General features: G+C 38.9%; 26 protein-coding genes. 15 read left to right on the forward strand and 11 right to left on the reverse strand.

What is annotated here, in order from left to right; translation table 11 throughout:
* Positions 1-115 precede the first annotated feature (115 nt).
* Positions 116-589 carry an Lrp/AsnC family transcriptional regulator gene (locus B3C94_RS04700; RefSeq protein ID WP_293899778.1) on the reverse strand — a complete coding sequence of 158 codons (474 nt, stop codon included), beginning with the start codon at positions 587-589 and terminating at the stop codon, positions 116-118.
* A gap of 191 nt (positions 590-780) precedes the next feature.
* Here B3C94_RS04700 and eat point away from each other — a divergent pair, with 191 nt between their 5' ends.
* From eat to B3C94_RS04750, 10 genes are all read left to right on the forward strand, one after another.
* Positions 781-2,103, forward strand: a complete 1,323-nt coding sequence (gene eat, locus B3C94_RS04705; protein WP_293899781.1) for an ethanolamine permease — start codon at positions 781-783, stop codon at positions 2,101-2,103.
* Positions 2,100-3,461 (forward strand): glutamine synthetase family protein, encoded by a 1,362-nt coding sequence (locus tag B3C94_RS04710; protein WP_293899783.1) that lies wholly within the window; start codon positions 2,100-2,102, stop codon positions 3,459-3,461. The genes eat and B3C94_RS04710 overlap by 4 nt, the downstream gene beginning before the upstream one ends.
* A gap of 7 nt (positions 3,462-3,468) precedes the next feature.
* Positions 3,469-4,626, forward strand: coding sequence for an iron-containing alcohol dehydrogenase (locus B3C94_RS04715; protein WP_293899785.1), 1,158 nt, complete (start codon positions 3,469-3,471; stop codon positions 4,624-4,626).
* Positions 4,613-5,377: a gamma-glutamyl-gamma-aminobutyrate hydrolase family protein gene (locus tag B3C94_RS04720; RefSeq protein WP_293899788.1), complete on the forward strand. Its 765-nt coding sequence runs from the start codon at positions 4,613-4,615 to the stop codon at positions 5,375-5,377. The genes B3C94_RS04715 and B3C94_RS04720 overlap by 14 nt, the downstream gene beginning before the upstream one ends.
* On the forward strand, positions 5,355-6,731 hold the full coding sequence (locus B3C94_RS04725) for an aldehyde dehydrogenase family protein (protein ID WP_293899791.1): 1,377 nt from the start codon (positions 5,355-5,357) through the stop codon (positions 6,729-6,731). The genes B3C94_RS04720 and B3C94_RS04725 overlap by 23 nt, the downstream gene beginning before the upstream one ends.
* 581 nt (positions 6,732-7,312) lie before the next feature.
* A complete protein-coding gene (locus B3C94_RS04730; protein ID WP_293899794.1) occupies positions 7,313-7,888 on the forward strand; it encodes a DUF3267 domain-containing protein in 576 nt (191 codons plus the stop codon).
* Positions 7,889-8,221: 333 nt separating this feature from the next.
* Positions 8,222-9,061 (forward strand): class I SAM-dependent methyltransferase, encoded by an 840-nt coding sequence (locus B3C94_RS04735; protein ID WP_293899797.1) that lies wholly within the window; start codon positions 8,222-8,224, stop codon positions 9,059-9,061.
* The gene (locus B3C94_RS04740; RefSeq protein ID WP_293899800.1) at positions 9,051-9,263 is read left to right on the forward strand and encodes a hypothetical protein; all 213 of its coding nucleotides are present in this window, start codon (positions 9,051-9,053) and stop codon (positions 9,261-9,263) included. Before B3C94_RS04735 ends, B3C94_RS04740 begins: the two co-directional genes overlap by 11 nt.
* Before the next feature lie 90 nt (positions 9,264-9,353).
* Positions 9,354-9,842 (forward strand): NUDIX hydrolase, encoded by a 489-nt coding sequence (locus B3C94_RS04745; protein WP_293899803.1) that lies wholly within the window; start codon positions 9,354-9,356, stop codon positions 9,840-9,842.
* 26 nt (positions 9,843-9,868) lie between these two features.
* A complete protein-coding gene (locus B3C94_RS04750; protein WP_293899806.1) occupies positions 9,869-10,486 on the forward strand; it encodes an HAD family hydrolase in 618 nt (205 codons plus the stop codon).
* Positions 10,487-10,627: 141 nt separating this feature from the next.
* On the opposite strand, the gene B3C94_RS04755 is transcribed toward B3C94_RS04750, so the two are convergent.
* Positions 10,628-10,756, reverse strand: a complete 129-nt coding sequence (locus tag B3C94_RS04755; protein ID WP_293899809.1) for a hypothetical protein — start codon at positions 10,754-10,756, stop codon at positions 10,628-10,630.
* A gap of 127 nt (positions 10,757-10,883) precedes the next feature.
* Between B3C94_RS04755 and B3C94_RS04760 the strand changes: the two genes are divergently transcribed.
* The 4 genes from B3C94_RS04760 (at position 10,884) to B3C94_RS04775 (ending at position 15,825) form a co-directional block, all read left to right on the forward strand.
* Entirely contained in the window at positions 10,884-12,611 is a 1,728-nt protein-coding gene (locus tag B3C94_RS04760; protein WP_293899812.1) for an amidohydrolase, read from the forward strand.
* 496 nt (positions 12,612-13,107) lie between these two features.
* Entirely contained in the window at positions 13,108-13,590 is a 483-nt protein-coding gene (locus B3C94_RS04765; protein ID WP_293899815.1) for a hypothetical protein, read from the forward strand.
* Positions 13,591-13,684: 94 nt separating this feature from the next.
* The gene (locus B3C94_RS04770) at positions 13,685-14,416 is read left to right on the forward strand and encodes a hypothetical protein (RefSeq protein WP_293899818.1); all 732 of its coding nucleotides are present in this window, start codon (positions 13,685-13,687) and stop codon (positions 14,414-14,416) included.
* A gap of 50 nt (positions 14,417-14,466) precedes the next feature.
* Positions 14,467-15,825, forward strand: a complete 1,359-nt coding sequence (locus B3C94_RS04775) for a hypothetical protein (RefSeq protein ID WP_293899821.1) — start codon at positions 14,467-14,469, stop codon at positions 15,823-15,825.
* A gap of 183 nt (positions 15,826-16,008) precedes the next feature.
* On the opposite strand, the gene B3C94_RS04780 is transcribed toward B3C94_RS04775, so the two are convergent.
* From B3C94_RS04780 to B3C94_RS04820, 9 genes are all read right to left on the reverse strand, one after another.
* Positions 16,009-16,773, reverse strand: a complete 765-nt coding sequence (locus B3C94_RS04780; protein ID WP_293899824.1) for a LytR/AlgR family response regulator transcription factor — start codon at positions 16,771-16,773, stop codon at positions 16,009-16,011.
* Positions 16,770-17,792 (reverse strand): sensor histidine kinase, encoded by a 1,023-nt coding sequence (locus B3C94_RS04785; protein ID WP_293899827.1) that lies wholly within the window; start codon positions 17,790-17,792, stop codon positions 16,770-16,772. The genes B3C94_RS04780 and B3C94_RS04785 overlap by 4 nt, the downstream gene beginning before the upstream one ends.
* A 167-nt stretch (positions 17,793-17,959) precedes the next feature.
* Positions 17,960-18,316 (reverse strand): DoxX family protein, encoded by a 357-nt coding sequence (locus tag B3C94_RS04790; RefSeq protein WP_293899830.1) that lies wholly within the window; start codon positions 18,314-18,316, stop codon positions 17,960-17,962.
* A 63-nt stretch (positions 18,317-18,379) separates the two neighbouring features.
* Positions 18,380-19,420 carry an alpha/beta fold hydrolase gene (locus tag B3C94_RS04795; protein WP_293899833.1) on the reverse strand — a complete coding sequence of 347 codons (1,041 nt, stop codon included), beginning with the start codon at positions 19,418-19,420 and terminating at the stop codon, positions 18,380-18,382.
* Between the two features lie 43 nt (positions 19,421-19,463).
* Complete coding sequence (locus tag B3C94_RS04800; protein ID WP_293899836.1) at positions 19,464-19,901, reverse strand: hypothetical protein; 438 nt, start codon at positions 19,899-19,901, stop codon at positions 19,464-19,466.
* Positions 19,882-20,910 (reverse strand): heme-binding domain-containing protein, encoded by a 1,029-nt coding sequence (locus tag B3C94_RS04805; RefSeq protein WP_293899839.1) that lies wholly within the window; start codon positions 20,908-20,910, stop codon positions 19,882-19,884. The genes B3C94_RS04800 and B3C94_RS04805 overlap by 20 nt, the downstream gene beginning before the upstream one ends.
* Before the next feature lie 121 nt (positions 20,911-21,031).
* Positions 21,032-21,484 (reverse strand): DUF1223 domain-containing protein, encoded by a 453-nt coding sequence (locus B3C94_RS04810; protein ID WP_293899841.1) that lies wholly within the window; start codon positions 21,482-21,484, stop codon positions 21,032-21,034.
* Positions 21,485-21,615: 131 nt separating this feature from the next.
* Positions 21,616-22,911, reverse strand: coding sequence for an epoxide hydrolase family protein (locus B3C94_RS04815; RefSeq protein WP_293899844.1), 1,296 nt, complete (start codon positions 22,909-22,911; stop codon positions 21,616-21,618).
* A 243-nt stretch (positions 22,912-23,154) separates the two neighbouring features.
* Positions 23,155-23,979 carry a helix-turn-helix domain-containing protein gene (locus tag B3C94_RS04820; RefSeq protein ID WP_293899847.1) on the reverse strand — a complete coding sequence of 275 codons (825 nt, stop codon included), beginning with the start codon at positions 23,977-23,979 and terminating at the stop codon, positions 23,155-23,157.
* A 211-nt stretch (positions 23,980-24,190) separates the two neighbouring features.
* Here B3C94_RS04820 and B3C94_RS04825 point away from each other — a divergent pair, with 211 nt between their 5' ends.
* A complete protein-coding gene (locus B3C94_RS04825) occupies positions 24,191-25,093 on the forward strand; it encodes a hypothetical protein (protein ID WP_293899850.1) in 903 nt (300 codons plus the stop codon).
* Positions 25,094-25,177 lie beyond the last annotated feature (84 nt).

Genomic DNA, 25,177 nt, shown 5'->3' on the forward strand with positions numbered 1-25,177 from the left:
GGCTAAGTCTTGCCATGATCGTCAGTAGGATCATGGCGTCTTTGAAAGAAGAAGGTAATATTGGTAAGTATTGAGGACAGCATAGTCCCAATAGCTTAAACAAAAATGTTTACTCCTAATTTTGTGGGAGAAACAGAGGAAGACGGGTTGTATTCACAATTTCCTTCATCACAAAATAACTTTCCATATGTCTGATCCCTTTGATCGTCGCTAGTTTATTAAAATTGAATTCATGATAGTGATCAACATCCCTTACCATCACTTTTATTTGATAGTCAAATGCGCCCGTTACGTGAAAACATTCGGCCACCTCTGGAAATTTCTGTATCTCTTCCATAAATAACAGGGCACTTTCATTCGAATGCTTTTCCATGCTAATGGATACCAAGACCATCAAATTAAGATCAAGTTTTCTTCTATCCAACAGGTAGACAGGCTGCTTCAATACTGAGTTTGCTGTCAATTTCTTGATTCTTTCATATACTGGAGTCATTGATAAACTAACACGGTCTGATATTTCCTTGTTGCTTATGTTGGCATCCTGTTGCAATAGGTCCAAAATCATGAGGTCTTTCTCATCCAATTTCATTAGGGCAGTAAATTAATTCTAAAAAAAATAAATCAAAGAATATAGTTAGATCCTATACACTATGAAAATAAATATAATAATATTGTTTTACTAAAATAGCTATAATCGTAGATATATAACACTACAATTTGAACAATAAGTAGTAAATTTATTTTAGTTAATTACATCAATTTACCAACCTAAATAAAATTATGAGTGAGCCTCAATTAAAGAAAGTCCTTGGTCCTGTTATGTTGTGGGGTTTAGGTGTAGGCTATGTAATCTCGGGAATGTATTTTGGATGGAATCTCGGTTTGGCTGAAGGAGGCACATTGGGGTTAGCCATTGCTACGATATTCGTTATTATCATGTATCTAACATTTACCTTCAGCTATACGGAGATGGCCTGTGCGATTCCCAAAGCCGGTGGAGCCTTTGAATATGCCAATAGGGGATTGGGCAAACACTTGGGATTTGTTGCTGGAATTGCACAAAATATTGAATTTGTCTTTGCTCCGCCTGCGATAGCAGCGGCAATAGGTGCTTACTTACATTTACTACATCCATCAGTCAACTACCTTACTTTTGCTATTGGGGCCTACGTCATTTTTACCTCGATGAATATTTTGGGCGTAAAGCTCGCAGCATCATTTGAATTAGTCGTGACCGTTCTGGCAGTTGTCGAATTATTGATATTTGCAGGCGTGACGCTACCAGCATTTGAATTTTCCAATCTTGAACACAATGCACTTCCTCATGGCTTCTCCGGTATTTTTGCAGCTATCCCTTTTGCAATTTGGTTTTTTCTAGCCATTGAAGGCGTGGCCAATGTCGCAGAAGAAACGATCAATCCGCAAAAGAATGTATTAATTGGCTTTGGATCGGCAATCGTAACTTTAGTTGTACTGTGTATCATCACATTTTTGTCTGCGGTTGGCGTCGCGGGCTGGGAAGCCGTTGTATACCCTATCGGCAGTACAGAGCCATCGGATTCACCATTACCACTCGCCATTGCAAATGTGATTGACAATCACCATATTCTCTATAAATTACTCATAGGTGTTGGTCTTTTGGGGCTTATAGCCTCTTTTCACGGTATCATTCTCGCTGGTGGCAGGACTACATTTGAGTTTGGAAGGGTAGGGTATGCACCCTCAATACTCGGGAAAGTACATTCGCGATTTAAAACCCCAGCCAATGCACTGCTGATCAATATGGCTATTGGGATCATAGCACTGCTTACGGGCAAGACAGCAGGCATTATTACCGTCGCTTGCTTTGGTGCTATCTGTCTGTACATTATATCTATGTGGTCATTTTTTGCTCTGCGAAAAAAAGAACCGATGCTGGAACGTCCTTTCAAAGTCCCTATGTATCCCATTTTTCCAATGATTGCGTTGATTATTGCCGTTGTGTGCCTTATTGCAATGATATATTATAACCCATTGACAGCCTTATTATTCTTTGGGCTTGTTATCTTATCCTATCTCTATTTCCTAATCTTCCTTGACAAGGACAAAACCATCAAATTATGATCGATAAAAATGAAATTATTTCCAAACTAAAAGAGAGTACAAGCGCACATGTGAAAGTGGCTGTTGCCGATATAGACGGTGTTTTAAGGGGTAAATTTATGCACCGTGATAAGTTTATCTCTGCGCTTGACAATGAATTCGGATTTTGTTCGGTGGTGTTTGGATGGGATGTTAACGATCAGGTCTATGATAACGTGGAAATTACGGGTTGGCATACGGGATATGGCGATTTCCCTGCACGTATAGATGGAAATACATTTCGGCTAATTCCCTGGCAGGAAGATATTCCTTTTTTTCTAGCTGATTTTGATTCTCCAATTTCGCGGGATCAGAATGTATGCCCAAGATCACTCCTCAAAAATATTATTTCACAGTCAGAGGCTGCCGGATATAAGCCAATTTTTTCACAGGAATTCGAGTGGTTTAATTTTGTGAAGGCAAATAACGGATCTTCAGTAAGTGTCTTCAAAGATATGATACCAATTACTTCAGGTATGTTTGGTTATTCCATCTTACGGATGTCCGATAATTATGGTTTTTTTCAGGACCTGTTAGCCATGCTGGAAAAGTTTGGTGTACCACTTGAAGGATTACATACAGAGACGGGACCAGGTGTACTTGAAGCTGCGATCCAATGCAGTGACGCTCTTGAAGCTGCAGATAGGGCGACACTCTTCAAATCTGCTGTAAAAGAAATTGGAAAGAAACATGGTATCACTGCGAGTTTCATGGCTAAGCAGACAAAAGAGCTGCCAGGCTGCAGCGGGCACATACATCAGAGCCTTTGGGATCTCAATCAAGACAGAAACCTCTTTTATGATAAAGGAGACCATCTTGGAATGAGCCCACTGATGAAGCATTTTCTTGCAGGTCAATTGTATTGTTTGCCGGATATACTTCCGCTGTTTGCACCTACTGTTAACAGCTACAAAAGGTTAACCGAAGGGGCCTGGGCACCGACAACACTGACTTGGGGCATAGATAACCGTACTACAGCGCTTCGGGTTATTGAAGGGGGAGCCAAAGCTACACGTATTGAACATCGTGTTGTTGGATCGGATGTGAATCCTTATCTGGCTATAGCTGCATGTTTAGCAAGTGGACTATATGGTATCAAACATAAGTTGTCTCTAGAAAATGCACATACTGTTGGCAATGGCTATAAAGATCTCCAGCATGGCATCTTGCCAAGAAATCTATTTGAAGCCACTACCCGAATGGCACAATCTGAAGTAGCATATCAATTATTTGGCGAAAAGTTTGTCGACCATTTCTGCAAATCCAGAATATGGGAGTGGCGGCAGTTTTCAGAACAAGTAACTGATTGGGAAACAAAAAGATATTTTGAAATTATTTAACTGAACGATGGATACAGCAAAAATTTATGGTTTTAATTTTCCGACGCCAATCCGTTTTGGTGCCGGAGCAATCAATGAACTGCCTGACTACCTGTTGGCGCACGGACTTAATCGTCCGTTGTTAGTAACCGATTCCACAATCGCCGAACTGCCTTTTTTTAAAGATATTCAGCAGAAGTTGACGCATAAAGGGATTGATGTAATTGTCTTTCATGACCTACACAAAAACCCCGTAAAATCAGACGTTCTTTTAGGTGGGGATGTATTTAGGGGGCAAAATAGAGATTCCGTTATTGGTATTGGTGGTGGTGCGGCACTGGATGTTGCCCGAGCGATAGCTTTGCGTGCAAACCATCATCGGGACCTGTTTGACTATGATGATCTGATCGGCGGAGATATCTATGTGACCAATGAAATACCACCATTGATCACAGTACCGACGACAGCAGGAACAGGAAGCGAGGTAGGACGCAGCGCCATTATTTCCGAAGATGAAACCAAGAAAAAGCGGATTTTGTTTAGCCCGAGGTTAATGGCAAGGATAGTATTTGCTGATCCCTTGCTTACAATGGACCTTCCACCGTTTATTACGGCGGCGACGGGAATGGACGCCCTTACGCATAATATGGAAGCCTATCTGGCCAAAGGGTATCATCCGATGTGTGATGGTATAGCTCTTGAAGGAATGGCGATGGTAGCCAGCTCAATTGAGAAGGCCACTAAGGAGTCCGATTTGGCATCGCGTTCAAACATGCTTTTAGCGTCACTGATGGGGGCTGTTGCCTTTCAAAAGGGATTAGGCGTGGTCCATAGCTTGGCACATCCTTTATCATCACTTCTCGACACGCATCATGGACTGGCCAATGCCGTGAATCTACCTTATGGAATGCAGTTTAATTATGTCGGTTTTGAAGATCGTTTCGAGCGTATTGCCATGGCCTTGGGGCTTGGTAACAACGCTGGAGATCGAGTCGTAGACTATCTATTTGATCTCAATACACGCTTGGGTCTACCTACTCAGCTATCGGCCATCGGTGTAGAAAAGCATCATTTGGAACCGTTATCGGAACTAGCATTTGCCGATTTTTGTCATCCATCAAACCCTAAACCTGTTAGTACAGCAGATTTTAGAGTTATTTATGAGACCGCATATGGAGAAAAGTAAAATGGTAAATATTGGCGTCAGCGCCTGTTTTTTTTATCCAGATACCGAAAGGACAGTCTTTGGTCATAAGTCATTAAGTTATATGGAAAATGACATGGCCAGATGGATAGGTAAAAAAGGTGTACTCCCCGTGCTATTGCCTGATCTTGAGGGTACATTACTAGAAGATATCCTAGATCAGATGGATGGTATAATTCTGCAGGGTGGGAGTGATATAGCACCACAGCATTACGGGGAGGAACCAATAGGTTCTTGGAAAGGGGATCCATATAGGGATCAATATGAGTTAAAAATATTGGATTATGCTATAAAACACCATAAGCCTGTCTTAGGAATCTGCCGCGGATTTCAGTTGATGAATGTATATTTTGGAGGTACGATGTATCAGGATATCGCCAGTCAACTACCTCATGCAGGGATGCACCGGTCAGCAAGCTTATATGATAAGATCAATCATCCGATATATATCGAACAAGGAACACTTTTCGACAAGTTGTATGGCCATGTTCTTAACCCATTGGTAAACACTGTACATCATCAGGCCGTTAAAGATCTTGGCCGCGATCTCGAAGTATATGCGCGCTCGGAAGATGGATTTGTCGAAGCATTCGGCTATAGCAAAGAAGCGCCTGGTAAGGTCATGGGTGTGCAATGGCATCCTGAATTTTCTCAAACCCAGGCAGGTAAACTTTTAGATGAAGAATTGATTTTTAATGTTTTTATAGAACATGCAAGAGAACATAGCAATTAGAAATCCTGCAACAGGTGCTGTAGAGGCGACCTTGACTTCCACTACAACCATTGAGTTGGACGTTATGGCGGCGATATTAAAACAGGGACAACGTAAATGGGCTAAAGTCCCTTTACAAGATCGTTTGAATTGTATCTTTCGATTTGGGCAATTAATTTCGGCCAATAAACAGGAGCTTGCCGAGATCCTTACCACGGAAACGGGTAAACCTATCACTCAATCATTAAATGAGATTGGCGGAGCACAAAACCGTATTGAACATCTTCGGCAGAATGCAGCAAAATGGCTTTCAGAAGAAGTTATCGTAGGTGAAGGAGCTACTCTGGAAAGCATCCGATATGAACCTTTAGGCGTTATCGCTAATATCTCCGCTTGGAACTTTCCCTATAACGTTGGTTTTAATGTTTTTCTGTATGCTTTGGTTGCCGGTAATTCGGTTCTCTATAAACCCTCCGAATTTGCAACTTTGACAGGTCAGCAGTTTGCAAAATATCTTTATCAAGCAGGCATTCCAGATGATATATTCAAATGCGTTGTTGGAGATGGAGAGACGGGGCAATATATACTGTCATTGCCGCTGGATGGTTATTTTTTTACAGGATCCTACAAGACAGGCTTGCATATTGCCAAAACAGTAGCGCATAAATTGGTTCCCGTACAGCTTGAATTAGGAGGAAAGGACCCGCTATATGTTGCGGACGATGTGACAGATATCGAGCAGGCAGCAGTTTCAGCGGCGGAAGGAGCATTCTACAATAATGGACAGAGCTGTTGTGCTGTTGAACGAATCTATGTTTCCGAGAAGATATATGATAAATTTGTTGAGGCTTTTGTTGCTGAAGTAGCATCGTATAAAGTGGGAGATCCTATGACTGTAGATACTTTTATCGGCCCGTTAACCCGAGCCGCGCAACTGACGGTGCTTTCGGATCAGGTGAAGGATGCTCTTGAGAAGGGAGCGCGACTACGATTAGGCGGTCATGCGCTACAAGGAAAAGGATATTATTATGCCCCTACAGTTTTCGAACATTGTGATCATAGTATGGCACTCATGATTGACGAGACCTTCGGCCCATTGATTGGTATTCAAAAGGTCTCTTCCGATGAAGAGGCAATAGGTTTGATGCAAGATACAGCATACGGTCTTACAGCAGCGGTATTTTCTTCAGATCGCAATAGAGCAATGCGTATACTTGACCAAATGGATACCGGAACAGTATACTGGAATTGCTGCGACCGGGTAAGCCCTAATGTGCCTTGGTCTGGACGACGAAATTCAGGGTTGGGTTCTACGTTGTCGGCCCAAGGTATCCGAGCATTTGTTCAACCTAAAGCCTATCATTTGAGGCCCTAGTAACTAGATTTTGTCTAATAAAGCCCATAAAACAGATCATTCTTGGATAATGGGCTTTTGGGTATAGGCTATCGTGGCAGCTTCAAATATGTTAAAATTTCGTAATTACTTAATGAAAGACAACAACCAATCCGTTTAAATGGTCAAGCGCCAATAGATTGGCTTTATTAAATTAGTGGTATTTTTATGATATGAAGTTGAGAGACGAAAAATTAAAAATGATTAGTGAATGGGCGGAAAAGAATGGGGACGATGCAGTGCTTTCAATAGGAAGCTTAAAATCTAATTATCCTTTTATTTTCCTATTTTAAACCAATGATCTGAATTTTTGTCCAATGAATTGAAGTAAGGTTTACGGGAGGGAGAGATTAGTTTTTAATGGAAAGGTCGGGTTTTAATACCTGGCCTTTTTTTATAGGTTAAATTATCGAAATTCCTACAGATCAAAAATGATTTGAGCGGATCTGGTTCAACATACTCATTACTATCAGTTCTTAGAATTAGCATATAAAATATGAAAAAAAAGGTTAATTTAGCAATGAGCCTCAAAATCTATGTATTCATAATCAAATATGAACTTTATGTACGAGTCTGAAAAATATGAAAAGGAGAAATTAACGATCGATCTGGTCTGGGCCAATAAGTTTGGTCTACTCATCTTGATTCCAATAGTTCTAGTATTTGGTTTACCCTTTTATTTAGTCTGGAGATCCGAATTGGATTTTAAAGGTATATTTGGTGGGCTGGGACTTTCAGCTAGCATCTATGTTTTTGGCATTATCCTCCTCGGGATTGTTGTTCACGAATTGATTCATGGAATTACATGGGCCATTTTCGCGAAGAATGGATTAAAGTCTATGAAATTTGGCGTAATGTGGAAAATGCTTACCCCATATTGTCATTGCAAAGAACCCTTGAAAGTGAAAGAGTATATTATCGGAGCTATTGCACCTGGTATTATTTTGGGAATTCTTCCCGCCGTTGTTGCCATCTTTAATGGAAGCATTGGTCTGCTGATCTTTGGTATATTTTTCACGATGGCTGCATGTGGAGATTTTTTAATCATCAACCTAATTCGAAAAGAAAATGGTCATGATCTTGTTCAGGATCACCCTACGGAAGCCGGATGCTATATTTATAGGAAAATTATCAGTTGAGGCCAATTTTTTTATTAATATAAAATTTCAGGGCGCATCTAAATTAGGCAATTTGTAATCAATCTATTAGTATCATTTTAAATAATTAAAATTATGAGGATGGAATTTCTCATAATTTCTTACTTTTGTAGTCTGTTATACTATATCTAACATATCATCAGCGTCTTAACTAAAAAGAGCAACGAACACGTGGAAATCCTGTGATTTTTAGCGTAAGGATGATAATACCTTTTTATTTTTTAGATTTCAAATAAACTATTGATTATAAAATCGATTGTGCTATCAATTTGCAATGGTTTAATATTTCAAATTGATGGCGATATGTGATGTATCATGAGTAGTAAACAATTAATAAGCAGGGATATAGAAATATTCTATACAATAGCGTCCGAGGAGACACGGCTCGACAAAGGAATGGGAATATTTGAATTTGAACGAATCAAATCACTTATCGAACGGCATCTTTTATCTTTTCCTTTGACCGTAATTGACGTCGGCGGTGGCACAGGCAAGTATTCTGAATGGCTTGCGAAAAAAGGACATCATGTTCATTTGGTAGAGCCTGTTTTAAAGCATATAAAAATTGCGCAAAAGAGGGCTCGTAAATTAAAAAACAAATTTTTTGTTCATATCGGTGAATCCCGAAAATTGGAGTTTCCTAATAATCATGCAGACCTGGTCATACTACATGGACCTCTTTACCATTTGCAGGAAAGAGATGACCGGATATCAACGATTTGGGAAGCGAAGAGAGTGTTGAAAAACGGGGGAATTATATTGGGATTTGCCATCAATTATACGGCTTCAACCTTAGCCGGCCTTTTGAATGGTTTGATTCATAAAACTTCTTTTTTTCAAATGTGCAAAGAAGAGTTAACTATTGGTAAACACAATCCGCCAGATGAGTTTCCATGGCTTTTAGCCGAAGCATTTTATCATAAACCCCAGGAGCTGAAAGAGGAGTTTTTAATTCATGGATTAACCTATTTAAATACCTACGCTGTGGAGGGGATGTCCTGGTTAGACAAAGATTTCTTTGTCAATTTACAGCATGCTGAAAAGCGAAAAACATTATTGGAGCTTATCCACATTACTGAAAACGATAGCTATCTTCTGCCTTTTAGCCCACATATAATGATAGCGGTTCAAAAAAAATACAATTATGAAAAATAAAGAAAAATATTACAAAGCGCTCATAGAAAATAGAGGACGATTCAATGAAATTGAAGTTGGAGAACAGTTGGGACTTCATGAAACTGAAATCAATGAAATTATTACGCAGCTTTTATCCGAATATAGAATTGAATATGCGATACATCACTGTTGTAATTATAGTCTAACGAAAAGGAGCATTAGAAAGAAGAGCAGGACTTAAAATTCACTCACAAAGCAAAAAAGAAATGAATTCGCTAAACTGCGTTAAGAGTCTCGCAACATTTTCTATTTTTGTTACAAATAGAAAAAGATGAGCAACGAAGTAATAGGTTTGAAGCGAGTAGCCACACTATGTATATTAAGAAATAAAGATAGATTTTTATTGCTAAGACGCCTTAAAGAACCAAATAAGGATATGTATGTTCCTGTTGGGGGAAAAATAGACCCATTTGAAAATCCTGATGATGCCGTTGTACGTGAGGTCATGGAAGAAACAGGTATCCGGATCACTTCAAAACAGTTTTGTGGAATTTTAACCGAAACTTCTCCGGTAAAATACAATTGGATCAGTTATGTATATGTCTCTGATATCCAATTTGTAGAAGCCCCTTATTGTAATGAAGGGGACCTGGAATGGATCTCAGCCACTGAATTGGAATCTATTCCGACACCTTTAACTGATCTTTATATCTATGATTACGTGGCCAAGGGAAAGCCTTTTGCTTTTAATGCCATTTATGATGCAGCATTAAATTTGACAGCGTTATTGGAACAATATAGCAATACCAAGATCAAGTAGAACTCGTAAATTGAATAAGAATTAAAATGATTGTCAATAAAGATGCAATTAACGTCATCGCATTCGATGCTGATGATACATTATGGGTAAATGAACCCTATTTTCAAAAAGCTGAACACGATTTTTGTGCATTATTGGAAAACTATCTTCCACAGCACGCGATATCAAAAGAACTATTTGAAACAGAAATGAACAATCTATCACTCTATGGGTATGGCGTGAAAGGCTTCATTCTTTGTATGATTGAGACTGCTAGCCGGATTTCTGCAGGGCAGCTACCGTTGAAGACAGTAAATAAAATTATCGAGATTGGACAGGATTTAATAAGAATGCCTATTGAATTACTGGATGGAGTTGAGGATACATTGGTGCAGCTCAGTGCCCATTATAAATTAATTGTAGCCACAAAGGGTGATCTTCTGGATCAGGAAAGAAAGTTGAGAAATTCTGGTCTTCAAAAATTTTTTCACCATGTGGAGATTATGAGTAATAAGAAAAATGAGGATTATGTAAAATTGCTGCGAAAAATTGAATGTCAGACCGAGAGTTTCATAATGATCGGAAATTCTATTAGATATTCTGCCAGTTTTGGAAATGGGCTCGCAGGCAATACATGTTCCTTATCATGTTACGTGGACACATGAACAAGCTAGTGCTGAAATCAAACCCAACAATTTTCTACAGGTAGACAGCTTAGATCAATTGTTACCAATCTTACTTTAACAAAAAATGCGCATCTAGATGCGCATTTTTTGTTATTTAACGTTATATTTTTTTAATCTTTATCACCCAAACTGACCCGCAGCCGGTTTAGGGCGTTCATCAATGAGATGCTCGTCGTTAAATGCACCTTGCAAATCTGCTAAAATGGGGTTAAGATCCTCTTTTAAGCGCATCCATGGATCATATCTCATCCTATTGGATTAGTCAGATTGAACATCGCCTGCGTTTAGTGAAGGAGAGTACATTAAAAGTACTATTGAATTAAGTAAAACAATTAACTATTTTTTTTGTTATCCATAAACACTATTAACCTCTCGGATGGGATCAATTAAAAGATATCTATTTCTACTTCTTCCACTTTTTGTTTTTGCTTGCAAAAGCAATCAGCCAAAAGGAGATTTAATCTATTTTGGCGGAGATATTATTACGATGGAAGATAAGTTTCCACAGGTAGAAGCTCTCGTATTAAAGGATGGAAAGATTATTTTTGTCGGAAGCCAACAAAAAGCAAATGCCTATATTGGAGATAATACGCAGCAAATTGATTTAAAAGGGAAAACATTGCTACCCGGTTTTATCGACGCACATGGGCATATTACTTCAAGAGCTGGAATGGAGCAAGCAATAGACCTTTCTCCAAGTCCTTATGGAACCGTAAACTCCATACCCGACCTTCAAAAGACTTTAACAACAGTTATTCAGCAGATGAAACCAGGATCCTCCGTTCCGATATTGGGAAACGGTTATGACGATGCCATTATGGTTGAACATCGTCATCCGACCCGTGTAGAACTGGATGCCATAAGCACAACAAATCCTATTATTGTCATTCATGCATCTGGTCATGCCAGTGTTGTGAATAGTGCTATGCTTACCTTATTGGGTATTGCCGAAAATGCAAAAGATCCGGAAGGAGGCCATTACGGCCGAACGTCAGATCATCGTCTAAATGGAAAACTGGAAGAAAATGCATCCTTTGCCGCTTTGGTGAAGTTAACAGAAATGATGCCCAAGCCCGAGCCTACTAAAAACGAACTATCCCAATCTCTAAAAGATTTTATCAAGGCTCAAGATGAATGGCTTAGTTATGGTCAGACGACAATATGCGACGGACGATCGATGGGCGTGAGTGTCGGCTTACTGAAAGAAGCTGCTGCCAAAAACCTTCTCAAGGCAGATGTGGTATATTTTCCGGATTTTGAAGCGAATAAAGCTGATTGGGAATCTTTTAAGCCCAATTACATGAAATATGAAAAGCGACTGAAATTTGGAGGTTTTAAATTCTCCGATGATGGTTCGCCTCAAGGGAAGACTGCCTGGCTGACACAACCCTACCTCATCCCACCTGAAGGGCAATCTGCAGATTATATGGGTTTTCCAATTTTTTCGGACGAAACCCTCTATAATGATCTAAAAACAGTATTCTCAAATCATCTCACAGCACAGCTTCACGTTAATGGTGATGCGGCCATAGACCAAGCACTTCGCGTGATCGGCAGATTGAAGGAAGAGGGTATTTATAAACCGGAACTTAGAGCAACTTTGATTCATGTGCAGAACAGCAGACCCGATCACATAGCCAAAATAAAAGAAATTGGTGTTATTCCTTCATACTTCTCAGCTCATGTCTATTTATGGGGAGATTGGCACTATCAAAGTGTTTTTGGACCTAAACGGGCTGCATTTATCAGTCCAGCACAATCAGCAAAAAAAGCTGGAATATTGTTTACCATCCACCATGATAGCCCTGTGACGCCACCTGACCTGTTGACTGGCGTTTATGCTGCCGTGAACCGGACCACTCGGTCGGGGATGGTATTGGGACCAAACGAGCGGATCGATGTAATTGATGCTTTAAAAGCAATTACGATTAATGCAGCTTATCAATATCAAGAGGAAAATGATAAAGGGTCTTTGAAAGAAGGGAAACTAGCAGATTTAGTTGTCTTGAATAAAAATCCATTAACGATTGATCCCAAGAAATTACGCGAGATTAAAGTCCTTGAAACCATAAAAGAAGGGAAGGTAGTCTTTAAAAGAGATTGATACATCATCGTATAAAAGAGCTTTAAAAGCGCGAATAATAATTGACTCCATACAAATATTAATTAGCCTTCAGAGTTTGTGTTTTGCAGCTTATCTTTCGTAAATATCAGATGTATTGATGGAACCGCAATTATTGCAGAAGTTTATACATTTAAAAGGTTGGTAATCAAAATAGGAAACAGTAAATATATTACATTGCTCAGATGAATCAAAAACATATCAATTAACGCTAAAAAACTATCCGAAACAGCAATACAGCAAGTTTCATTTATCAATAGATTAATGCGATCAAGCGAATAAGACCTTCTTTTTAAGAGAACAGATTATGGGGAAAAATAGCATTCTTTTCATACCTACATTAATTATTCTAGTAGCTTTAAGCTGCAGAAACGAAAGTGAATCAAAGTCTAGATTAAATTCTCCGCATTTCGTTATAAGGGATAGAATTCCACAGGATACCGTGCAAATCGAGCTACCTAGTGCAAATATAAAGGCGATGAGCGAGCTAAAACTCCAAAGTAGACTGGAAAGTTCTTTCATAGGAAAGACGACGCAAGATCTGAACAGCTACCATCTTCAAGAATGCCTTGGCGTGATTATCGAACAACAAACGGAATTGGGGAAGTATGGTGTTGCTCAGTATTCTGCACGAGTAAATGACTGCCGACATGGAAAAAGTAAAATAACGCTTGAAAAGTTTATTCGATATTTTCCTGATGGAAAAGCGGATTTTCAAATAAAAGATGAACTGACGGTAAACAGCAATTATCCAGAAAAATGCTATTCGACAATTTATCTTAAAATGCTCGAGGATGGGCCTAAACAATTTTTTCTAATTGAACATGAGGACAATTCTAAACCTTTATTGACCAGGATTTACAAGATGTGGGAAGTCAATATCGTACAAGAAAGATTTATTAAGAGAGCAATCCCTAAAAATTTCACCTGTTTAAATCCCAATTATGCCGATGGTATATAAAAATTATGGCCTATTTACATCGAGAAAGAGTTCAACATTAATAAACAAAGGAAAAAACCTCCGAATAGTGCCGCATCCTAACATTGGAAAGATTATGAAACGAGTGCTGCATATCATCATTTTAGCGACTGGGACATTTTGTTCCTGCAATAACCCTAGTATAGAGCAAAAAAAGCAAAATTTAAAGCAAATTGAACATCATGTTGATCATGAAGCAAACATATCTGATCAGAAAATTAATACAGCCTCTACAGTAAAAGCTATAGATGAGAGGAAGTCCAATACAACAATAAAGTTCAATGATCTTACGGTTTCTATTCAAGACCTGGCAATTTTTGACCCAGATAAAATGGATAGGATACAAGGTGACACAGTGGAGATAGAAGTTGAGATCGGGGAAAGCATTGAAGGAAGTTTTATTTCTATTTTAGGCGATCATATTAGTGATTTAAGGGTCGAACAAAGCTATGAAACCAGTGCAACAATTATGAATGAAGGTCCCCATTGTGACCTCATTGAGTGGAAACATTTCAACTCAGTGTGGAAGTCCTTAAAGCAAAATGCGAATGGGCAATATTTAAGTGCGGAATATACTGCGGACGAACGTACAATCTTTCCCGAGGTATCCATGGATGATCTAAAGCAGAAAGTAAAAGAACAGTGCGGTGAAGAATGGTTTAAACTTTTAGTGAAGGTAAAATCGCCTACAGAATACCCTTGCGCTATCGGTATAAGTCGATATTTCTTACGAATCACAGGCATCCAGAAAGACAATGGAAAAAAAGTAACTAAGTTAATCGTCTTCAAAACTCCGATGGGGTGTTAAGGTTACCAATTGCGTAATTGGGTATAAATAGCAAAGGTAAACTCTAAAATATGACTGAACGCTTAAAGATCCTTATTTCACCTCTTTTTATCCTTTTTCTGACGCTATTGATTACCAACGACTTTTTTCTGAAAGTCGAATTCCATAATGCAATTACTGGAAAGCTTTCTGATTTTAGCGGGCTGTTTATCTTTCCTATTTTCTGGTCCGTGATCTTTCCTCAACGAAAACTGCTTGTCTTTATCTCTACAGCGGTCTTATTTACTTTTTGGAAGAGCGAATATTCCGAGGGACTTATTCAATTTTTAACGCGCCATTTCAATATTGGCCGAACGGTGGACCTATCCGATCTGATTGCTTTGCCCATGCTTTTGTTTGCGTGGTTTTACATGGAAAATAATTCAATGCGATGGAGCAATCCAACGTTAATGGTTCGATTGAGCGCCAACTTTATTGGCATTGTCACAATTTTTTCGTTTTGTGCTACCAGCCAGCTTAGATATATCCAATCTTTCGATCAGCCGCAGTATGTATTGTTAAAGGATCCGACAATGCACAAGTTTCATTCTCATGATGAATTTGAATTTTACAAAAGAGACTCCTTTCTTATTGTCAAAATAAATTATTTAAATATTGGCAAACCGGTCGAGAGTGATGATTACAATAAGAACCGATCCATTAAAAACCTAGACCAAGATATTTTGCACCTTATCGGAGACAGTGCAAGCCTAGTTCCTTCTGGAAAAATAACATTGTTGACAATCGGTACTGAACAAAACCTTGATTCTTTGAGATTTAATGGCGGGCGACTGGATGGAAAGTTTATAAGAATAAAAGGAGGAAAACGGATCATCGAGGGATTTTATAAAATGGGAATTGAAGATTCCACCTGGATCATTAGGGATACTACAGGCAACAATAAAGTGATAAAGACTTTTGTTAACGGAGAAGCGAGCCATATCCAGCACTTTAGCGAAGATGGACTTACGTCATCTTCAAGTATCAATACCCGTTCCGATACCATATTTAATACCTACGTGCAGTTGGCAACATTGATTCTATGTATGGCGGGTATATGTTACCTATTGCATAAAAACTATCGCCAAACTGCTCAAGGGCACTTTGAAATTAAGTTAGGATGGAAGTTGCTGCTATGCTTTGTTGCGCCACTCGTGATCTGGTTGTTTTACATGGGTATCATGTTATTGTTAATGAATGACAGTCTGGATATTTTTACGGCGATAGCGAATTTGTTTTTTATTTTTATAGTCTTCCTTCCGTTGATGTTTGCCATTGTATTTTTGATCAAACTCGGGAAGGAGATTGATATTTTTTTATACCTCCTTTTATTCGCACTTGCATGCAGTGCCTTGAAAGTATATATCAGACTCGAAGCACTTTCAAATTGAAAATTATAAGAGTGTTCAGCAACCTTTTATACATGCCTAGACAGACCATAAGCCATAGGAAAACAAAAGGCAGTGCTCGGATAGATAATGAAATTATTGAACAGAGAGAAAATAGTCATTTTTTAAAGTAATATTGCAGCAGGATTCACTTCAGTATCACCTAGCAGAGATAAGCAGTATCCATTAGCGATCTTCCAGCCAGCTTAGGAATAGTGATGTTTTATCTTTGCCAATCAGTAGTTTCTCGGCAGTGGGAACAGTCAGTTTTACAAACAGTTTTCTTCCAAAATAGTGTTCAACTTCCTTGACTGCTGAAAAACTAATGAGGTATTGCCTATTGAGTCTGAAGAACTGTTTGCTGGACAGCAGGCCTGCTAAATGATCCAATGATTGATTTAAATCGTATTCCTCCCCTTTGAAAGTGACCAGAGAAGGAGAGGTATAATTGATATAGATATAAGCAATATCATCTGTTTTTACCGTCAGATATTTATTGTGTTTAAAAACAAGAAAGCTCGTCTTTTTATTTTCACCGCCGTTGATCCTGCTGATAAGCTCCGTAAGATCATTGCCCGAAATCTTTTGAAAGAAATTTTTGAAATTATCAACTTTTTCAAAAGCACTTCTAAGGTCTTCTTCTGAGAATGGTTTGAGCAGGTAATCTATTCCGTTTTCCTTTATAGCTTCCATCGCATATTCTCCAAAGGCAGTACAAAAGATAACTGGACATAGAATCTTGACAGACTTAAAGATATCAAAGCTGATGCCATCAGACAATTGGATATCCATAAAGATCAAATCGGGAGTACCTGTATTGGAAAGATAGTCTATAGCGCCTTCGACACTCTGAATTTTGGAAAGAATTCGAGAGTCTGGACGTAACTTCAAAATTAGATTTTCAAGTGAACGGGCCGCCTTGATTTCATCTTCAATGATTAGGATGTTCATATAGTATGTATTATGGGAAGTTTTATGGTAAAGGTATCGTCTATTTTCAAAATTTTAATTTCTTTATCAGAGAGATGAAGATAACGCTGACTTATATTTTCAATTCCAAGTCCTGTCGATGGTTCGGGAATTTTTCTTTCCTGAAGGTTATTCTCGACGATGAGATAGTCTTCTTCGCGATAGACTCGGATATGAAGCGGTTTTTCCAATGAAACAATATTGTGCTTGATACAATTTTCGATGAGTAGCTGAAGGGTAAAAGGGGGAATGAAGGTGTCTTTCACATTAGCATCAAGGTTTTGTGTTATCATCAGCCCCTCTTCAAAACGTGCTTTCAGCAGAAAAACATAGGAGTCCATGATCGCCAGCTCTTCTCTCAGCGAAAGGATATTAAGTTTAAGGCTATCTAACGTAAATCTATAGAACGCAGCGAGCTTAATAATAAATTCGGCAGATTGGCTATCATGGCTTTCAACCATATATTTTAACGTATTTAGACTGTTAAAAAGGAAATGTGGGTTGACCTGCTGCTTCAATAATTCATATTGTGCTTCCAGGTTGGCCGCCATGGTACGTTCGAGCTCACGTACAACCTGTTGATTCATGTAGGTCTGGTACAGGATATGAATGAACATATAGAACGTCAGGTTTATCAATATTCCCCTTACTTCGTACATTAGCATTTTAGGGCCGAAATTTAGGTGGGAGAGGATATAATATTGAATTGAAGATAATAAAAACATAAGGATAAGACCTACGCCCAATCCTTTAAATAGCTGGGGAGAAATAACGTTTTTACGGCCTGTTTTCTTTGTATAGGCAGGTATAGTATAGATATTATAATACCAGATTAACAATGCAAAACCAGAAGTTACTGCAAAATCAGCTATACCCTCAGCTGGATCAAAATGATGGTCAACAATTTTTGGTATCGAAGTAAGGATTCCCAGCGAAATTGAGCTGATCCATATTAACCGGTTTGATATCCTAAAGGGTACTTGCTTCTTGGGCTTGAACATGAAAGTAAGATTTATATTGCAAAAATGTGCCGATGTTTAATACCGCAACATCTCCTTCGTTTAGATATGTTGCGGAGGTAAAAATATTTAAATTTCACCATAAACAGTAAAAAAAAGTATATCCTCATATTTGGGATAAAGCGCTCGTATAATCAGCCCTATAAAGTTTATTGAATGCGTAGTATGTTAGAAAAAGCACTGCAAAGGCTACCATTGTATCCATGGTTGAAGGTATACCGAGAACCGCTACCTTGGAAAAAAAAAGCAAATGTTATATCAAAAAACATTCCCGCAAAGATCCATTCTTTTAGGCGATCAAAGCGATTGGGTAGGAAGAATAGGATACTAGCGCAAATTTTGAATACACCTAGGATATAAATGAAATGCTCGGGATAGCCTAGTTTTAGTGTAATATTCCAGACTACGGGATTGCGGCTAAGTTCGAAGAAGCCGCTAATGGCAAACCATATGGCCATAAAAATACGTCCGCCGAGATAGATTTTTTGATATGTTGTATTTGTCATGTTATTATTGATTTAAATTCCGAATCGGAATTTGAGTTATAAATGGTGGTTCAGTAAGTAGGATCAGTTTGTTAGCGCCATAGTGTCTGCCTCAACAATGGCTTGAGCGAAAGCTTCTGGAGCTTCTTGGGGTAAATTATGACCTATACCACCTGTAAGGGTATGGTGTTTGTATTTCCCTGTAAATTTTGAGGCATAACTCGATGGTGGAGGAAATGCGGCTCCATTAGCATCGCCTTCCAGTGTTACTGTTGGAACGGAGATAACAGGCAATTTTGATAGTTTTGCCTCCAAGCTATCGTATTGTTTTTCTCCCTGGGCTAGTCCAAGCCGCCAGCGATAATTGTGGATGACGATAGCGACATGATCTGGATTGTCAAATGCCAGTGCAGTACGTTCGTAGGTCGCGTCGTCGAAATTCCATTTTGGCGATGCTGTTTTCCAGATCAGTTTATTAAACGCCGCAGTATTTGCCTGATACCCCTGATAACCCCGCTCAGTTGCAAAATAATATTGATACCACCATAAAAATTCAGCGTTTGGTAATAGTGGTTTTTGGTTTGCTTTTGGTGTACCAATTAGATACCCGCTCACTGCAACTAGGGCAGTACAGCGCTCCGGCCAGAGTGCTGCAATAATATCAGCTGTTCTTGCACCCCAATCAAAGCCAGCAATGATCGCCTTGTCAATTTTCAGTGCGTCCATAAACTTGATGATATCAAGAGCAACAGCCGACTGCTGTGCATTACGCATTGTTTTGGACGAAATGAATGTTGTTGTTCCGTATCCGCGAAGGTAGGGAATAAGCACGTGATATCCCTTGGCGGCTAGGAGCGCCGCTGACTTTTCGAAACTATGGATATCATAAGGCCATCCATGCAGCAGGATAACGGCGCTGCCGCTTTGAGGTCCAACCTCGGCGTATCCAACGTTTAATAAACCCGCTTTGATTAGCTTCGTATCATCAAAACTTGTGTTCTTGCTACGATCAACACCGATCCGTCCTTCAATCAACGAACTCTGCGCTTTGAGGATAGCCTCATTGGCTGAGATCAGCAGCGACAGGACAATTAGTCTAAGACATATAATTAATTTAGTTTGCATGATTTTATTATTTTATTGAACTTAATTTTAAACAATTCAAGAATTACTGAGGAAACTTGACAGCCTCATGGTCGAGAAAGTTTGCTATGCGCTGATCCTTGTTCTGACCGGAAGGCATCTTTCCAAATTCGATCCCATATTCAAGATTTCCCTTTGTATCGGTTTTTAATGTTTCAACAAGTAGCAATTCACCATTTACCTTGCTGCCGAAGTAATTGGGATCATCTTGCATCTGATAGGTAACCAGCTTGAAAGAGGAGCGGGTCTGTCTTTTGCTGGAGCTCGACAACAACGAAACTGCCTGCTGGTTTCCATAGAGTGCAGACATGGTTTGCTGTTCGGGATTAAATGACGAAGTAATAAACATAAGATCGCCCGCATCGAACATAAAGCGGATTTTTCCAGCATCACTTTCTGCATTTTTAGAGCAGGATGCAAAAATTACGCTACTTAGTAACAGTTTAAATAGGATCTTTTTCATTTTGTAAAGTTTTTAGATAGTTCTCGATTAGTTTCTTGGAGTTTACTTTTGGCGGTACATTAAATAAAAAACCTGTAGACGCGGCGAGCTGTCTATGGCAGCTGATGCAAGATTGCTGCGCAAATAAAGCCGTCTTTCCTGTTGGTTTCAATTCGTGTCCATTAAATTTTGCAAATCCCCAACCCTCCGTTCCGGAGTATTTTACCTTATCTTTAACCATGTATTGCATATTGACAAAATCACCTGGAACTATTTCGCCATTGGCTTTTCTTGTCTGTTTGAAAACTGCTTTTGCAATCGCGCTCCCATCTGGCCAGGGATGAAAATTTTCTGCTGCAATAGCTTCAACCGCAATATCATTTCCATAGATTATTCGTATGCTGTTATCGATAAGCGTACTCATACCGATCACTTTCCAGCTTTTAAAGTCCGCGTTATATATTATACCATTAGGTGAAACCGGAACTTCGGTTTTTGCTACCACGGGAGCCGCAAATGTTTGTTGTACCCGAAAAGTTTGTATGGTGTCAGCAGCCGTTTTCAATGGGATAAATGCATCTTTTTTTGAAAGTGATAAAGCAAATTGCTTAATCGTCTCGATTTCAATTTTTGAGAGTTTCGATTCTGGATGCGTCAATTTATAGCTGGGAAGTGGCATTTTTCCGGCCCTGACCATATTGAATATAGCATAAAACTTTCCTTTTTTTTCTGCATCGGAAAGTTTGTCCCACTCGGAAAAGTTCATGACTTCACGGGCTCTTCTGATATCCTTGTTAACAATCCACGAAATCGGAGCGAGTTTATCAAAGAATGAAAGCTGTTGGGAATTGGAATGACAATTGTAGCATGAACGTTCCAAAATAAATGATACTTCTGCCGGAACGTCGCGTAGCTGGCCTTTAGTCGAAGCCTGGGTAATTGGCTCATTGAAAAATTGTAAGACAATGAAACTAATCCCTAGACAGAGGAAAGTAATCGCCAGTAGTTTATTTCGTTTTATGTGCTTCATGATATTTCTCCTTTTTTTATTAAAATTATAGCGTCAAACCGCCTCAGGAAAGAGGAAAGATGTTGAACCGGACATATTGATCCTTGAAAACGGCATATCTGTCATCAAAATAGACAGCATTTTATAGACTAATGCTCGTTGCGTCAATGATTTCACCAGACTGTTGGTTTTGCTCAAATACAATAATTTCATAATCTTTATCTGCGTCTGGGAGATTAAATGCAAAGCTATCCTTCGCAATGTGTACGCGGCGCTGCAATTGCCGGACAATCTGCACATGCGAAAGGGACTTACCCACGTTTTCGCCAGCCGAGATGCGTGATGAAGCCTCTTTTTGGACAAGAGCCATCAGGATAGTTGAATGCTTTGATAATGAAGTTGAGGTATAGCTTATTTGAACATGGGTCGACTCATATTTATCAATTTTTACAGCTAGATTTTCAGGATGATTTTCCAGCATCGCCGATTGGATACCGCTCAGTACTTTGCTTGTTTCAGAACCGATCATCTCTATCTTACCGTTGATGACCAATTGTGCCTCTCTATTGAAAGAAAATGTTAGTTGGTATTTCAATGTACAACTGGAACAAGATTTATGAGCCCGATGACAAATAGATTTGTTTAAACTGGCTCTTTTACTTCTGAAATAGAAACTAAATATTCTCCGAATACATAGGCACATGTTAAGAAATCATCGTATTCAAATCAGTGTAATCTAAGCGGTTTGAATGCCGCTCTAAGCTCTTCGGCAAATACCTGTGGCTGTTCCCAGGCCGCAAAATGACCGCCTTTAGGTGCCTTATGGTAGTAATATAATGAGGGGTAAGCCGCTTTCGACCAGCTTTCAGGTGCTTGATAGATTTCATGTGGGAATACTGAAATTGCCACCGGAACTCTGATGTCCTTGGTCTTTTGATGATCGGAGCTGAAATTATTGTTACTATTTTCCCAATAGAATCTTGAAGAAGAAGCGCCAGTATTTGTCAGCCAGTATAATGTTATATCATCAAGTATTGCATCTCTGCCGATTACATTTTCTGGATGGAGATCGCTTTCGCTCCATTCAGCAATTTTTTCGTAAAGAAATGCAGCTAAGGCACTCGGGGAGTCGGAAAGTAAATAACCGGTGGTCTGTGGTCGTGTCACCATCATTCCGCCATAGGCTGCATTTTTTCCAAAAAAGGTACTTAAGGCAACATAAGCATTGCGTTCATCTTCTGAAAGCCCCGCCGGAGCAGGATCTCCTGCATTTATCGGCTTAACTAGTTCAGAAGGAATTGTGGCAGGCATTGTCAGGTGGATGCCCAAGAGACCTGAGGGTGCCTGTCTGGCTAATGCATCGGAGATGACCGAACCATGGTCGCCGCCCTCAGAAACATATTTTGTGTATCCGAGGCGTTTTACCAATACATCCCAGGCTTTTGCAACACGATCGGGATTCCAGCCTATTTCTTTAGGAATTTCTGAGAAACCATAACCCGGTATCGCCGGTATAATTACGTCGAAAGCATCTTCTGCTTTTCCACCATAACTGACAGGGTCTGTTAATGGACCTATCGCGTCGATAAATTCGAGCGGTGAACCCGGCCAGCCATGGGTAAGGATCAATGGCAAAGCATTGGTTTCTTTGGAACGTACATGAATGAATTGAATATCTAATCCGTCAATATGAGTGACGTACTGTGGAAGAGCATTTAATTTTTTCTCCAGTTTCCTCCAATCATAGCCAGTGCCCCAATAGGACACAAGATCTTTAAGCTGCGCAAGTTGAATGCCTTGTGATTCATCTTTGACGGTTTCTCTATCTGGAAATCGGGTCTGGGCAATACGTTTTTTAAGCTGGTCAAGTTTTGCCTGTGGAATGTTAATTTTAAAGGGTCTTATTTCCTTATTGAGTGTCGAAAAAGACGCAGGTGTTTCATAATACTGTGCGTTTACAATTGTAGGAATACTTAATGCATATGTTGCCGCTAAAAGGATTGTTGAAAGTGTTGTTTTCATTGTTTCTGGTTTTTGATTACTGTTCTAATTTTCTTGTTAAGACAAATTTAGATCAGGCAGAGGGGCATTTAAAGAAACAATAGGTTCAACTGGACATATTGGCTGTCGAGTTGGTTATATCGTGGTATGGACAGACATATGTTGTGGATACCCAGCGAGCGGGTTAGCAACAATATAGTTTTATAAAAATGCTACTTTGACTATATTGGGAGGAATACCGTCAACGATCAGGACAGGATCTGATTATTCAATTTCTGAGGGGTTAAAACCATAGTGCTTTTTAAAAGCAGTTGAAAAATGAGAAGGATTTTTAAATCCCACTTCGAGATAAACATCATTCACTTTTTTGCCCTCTTCCTTCAGCTTGATATAAGCAGCTTCCAGACGTCGTCTAATTAACCATTTCTGGGGACTTAGGTTGCTAATCTTTTTAAAGTCCCTTTTGAATGTTGCTAGACTCCGGCCAGTATAGAATGCGACCTGTTCCATCGTCAGCTCGTCCATATAATTTTCATTCAAAAATTCCAAAATATCGATTTTCCAAGGCTCCGCAAAATCAAATAAAATGGGAAAGAAGATTTCCGAATTGTTTAATAGAGCATAAATGCCCTCCTGTAATTTAAGCTGGGTAACGCCGTCCGAAGGTTTTAGTTTCTCATCAAAATAGGGGACCAACGACTGAAAAAGACTTGTAATATCTGCTCTCGCATCAATTTTAAAAACATTCCTATCCGATAATGGAGCCTTTTTGGGCAGATTATTTTTGCTCAGTTTACCGTAAAATTCGCGCAGCAGTGTTCGATTGAAAGTCAGGGAAATTCCATTGTATAAATCTTCACCTTTACTATTCTTATACATCAACAAGCGGTGGTTACGACATATAAAAGCGCATTCTCCAGCTTGTATGGTAATCTTTTTATCCCTATCTTCAATCACTTGTTCGCCCGAATATAGGTAAAGTAGAACATGCTCTGGAGTTGCATGGACACATTTTTCGCTAGATTCGGAAAAACAAGAGAGAAAGATGCCTGAATAGTTTATAGTTTTCAACGTTGTGTTCTGATCCATTTTTTATTGTTTGCTCGCTTGAAAGCCAAGCAAAAGTACTACATTCTAGTCATTAAAATCTTTCTGTAAAGCTCAATTTATTATTTCCAAACACGTAAGAAGACAAATGAAAAAGGTCCTGTTTCAAAAGATAAACTACATTTGTTTTCTCTTTTTCCTTCTTTCTAATAACAGCACAGCACAAACAGACAAAAAAGGGTCTAATAGACCTATGTATAGGTCACATGAGCGGTCAATTGTTTTTAACACGGATAATAAAAATCGTATAGGGATACCCTTTGGGTATGCCAATATTTCAAAACAGCCAACTATCGACTCTGTACTTTCTATAATACAAGATCCAAGGAAATCGGGAGCTGTCAGCACGTTGAAATTTAATCAGTTAATTGAAAAAAAACTTGTATCGCTCTCCGAAGAATACAATATTTCATTTCCATACAATAAAAGTGTCAATGAAAAATTTGACAAAATTAAAATTGCTTCCAATTTCATCCCTTATGGTGACTATTCGTTGCATTTTATGGCCGTATACAATACTGTCCGTTATGCCCAACCCTTTATCGAAAAGATATATTTAATTTCGATAAAGGACTATAAACCGATAGATATGATGCGAATATATCTGCATCGTGAAGGAGAAATGGGATTTGCAGATTATACTTTGTTTTATATCGACAAATATTATAGGATCTCTTTGCAGGACTATGTATTTAATGACGATCCTTTTAAACCGAAACCGATACATCAGTATCAGGTTTTAGTCAATGGAAAATTTTCAAGATACTACGATCAGAATGGTTTGTATAGAAGTGAGGAGGAACAAGGGTTGGTGAAGAATCACCGCAAGGAAGGAGAATGGTTAGAATTTAAATCAAATCAGTATGTGAATTTAGCGGAATATCCAGCATTAACAGATAATTATACTTATTTGGAAGCAACTTATAATAATGGATTGCCAATTGGAAAGTGGAATTATTATAAATTATTGCAAGAATATAATGCAGAAACTGGGGAGCCGATATTCCATACAAGAAAAAAGGGATCGCTGATTTATACCGAATTTTACGAAAATGGAATATTGGAAAAACGGGAATTTTATAGAGACGATAGATAATCAGCATACTCAATTTTGTGCAATCGATTGCATTGCAAAAACTTTTCTCCAAGTTGTTTAAATCCCCTATATTTCACTCTCCAA

Origin of the sequence: Sphingobacterium sp. UBA5670 (assembly GCF_002420705.1) — a bacterium.
Classification (GTDB): Bacteria; Bacteroidota; Bacteroidia; order Sphingobacteriales; family Sphingobacteriaceae; genus Sphingobacterium.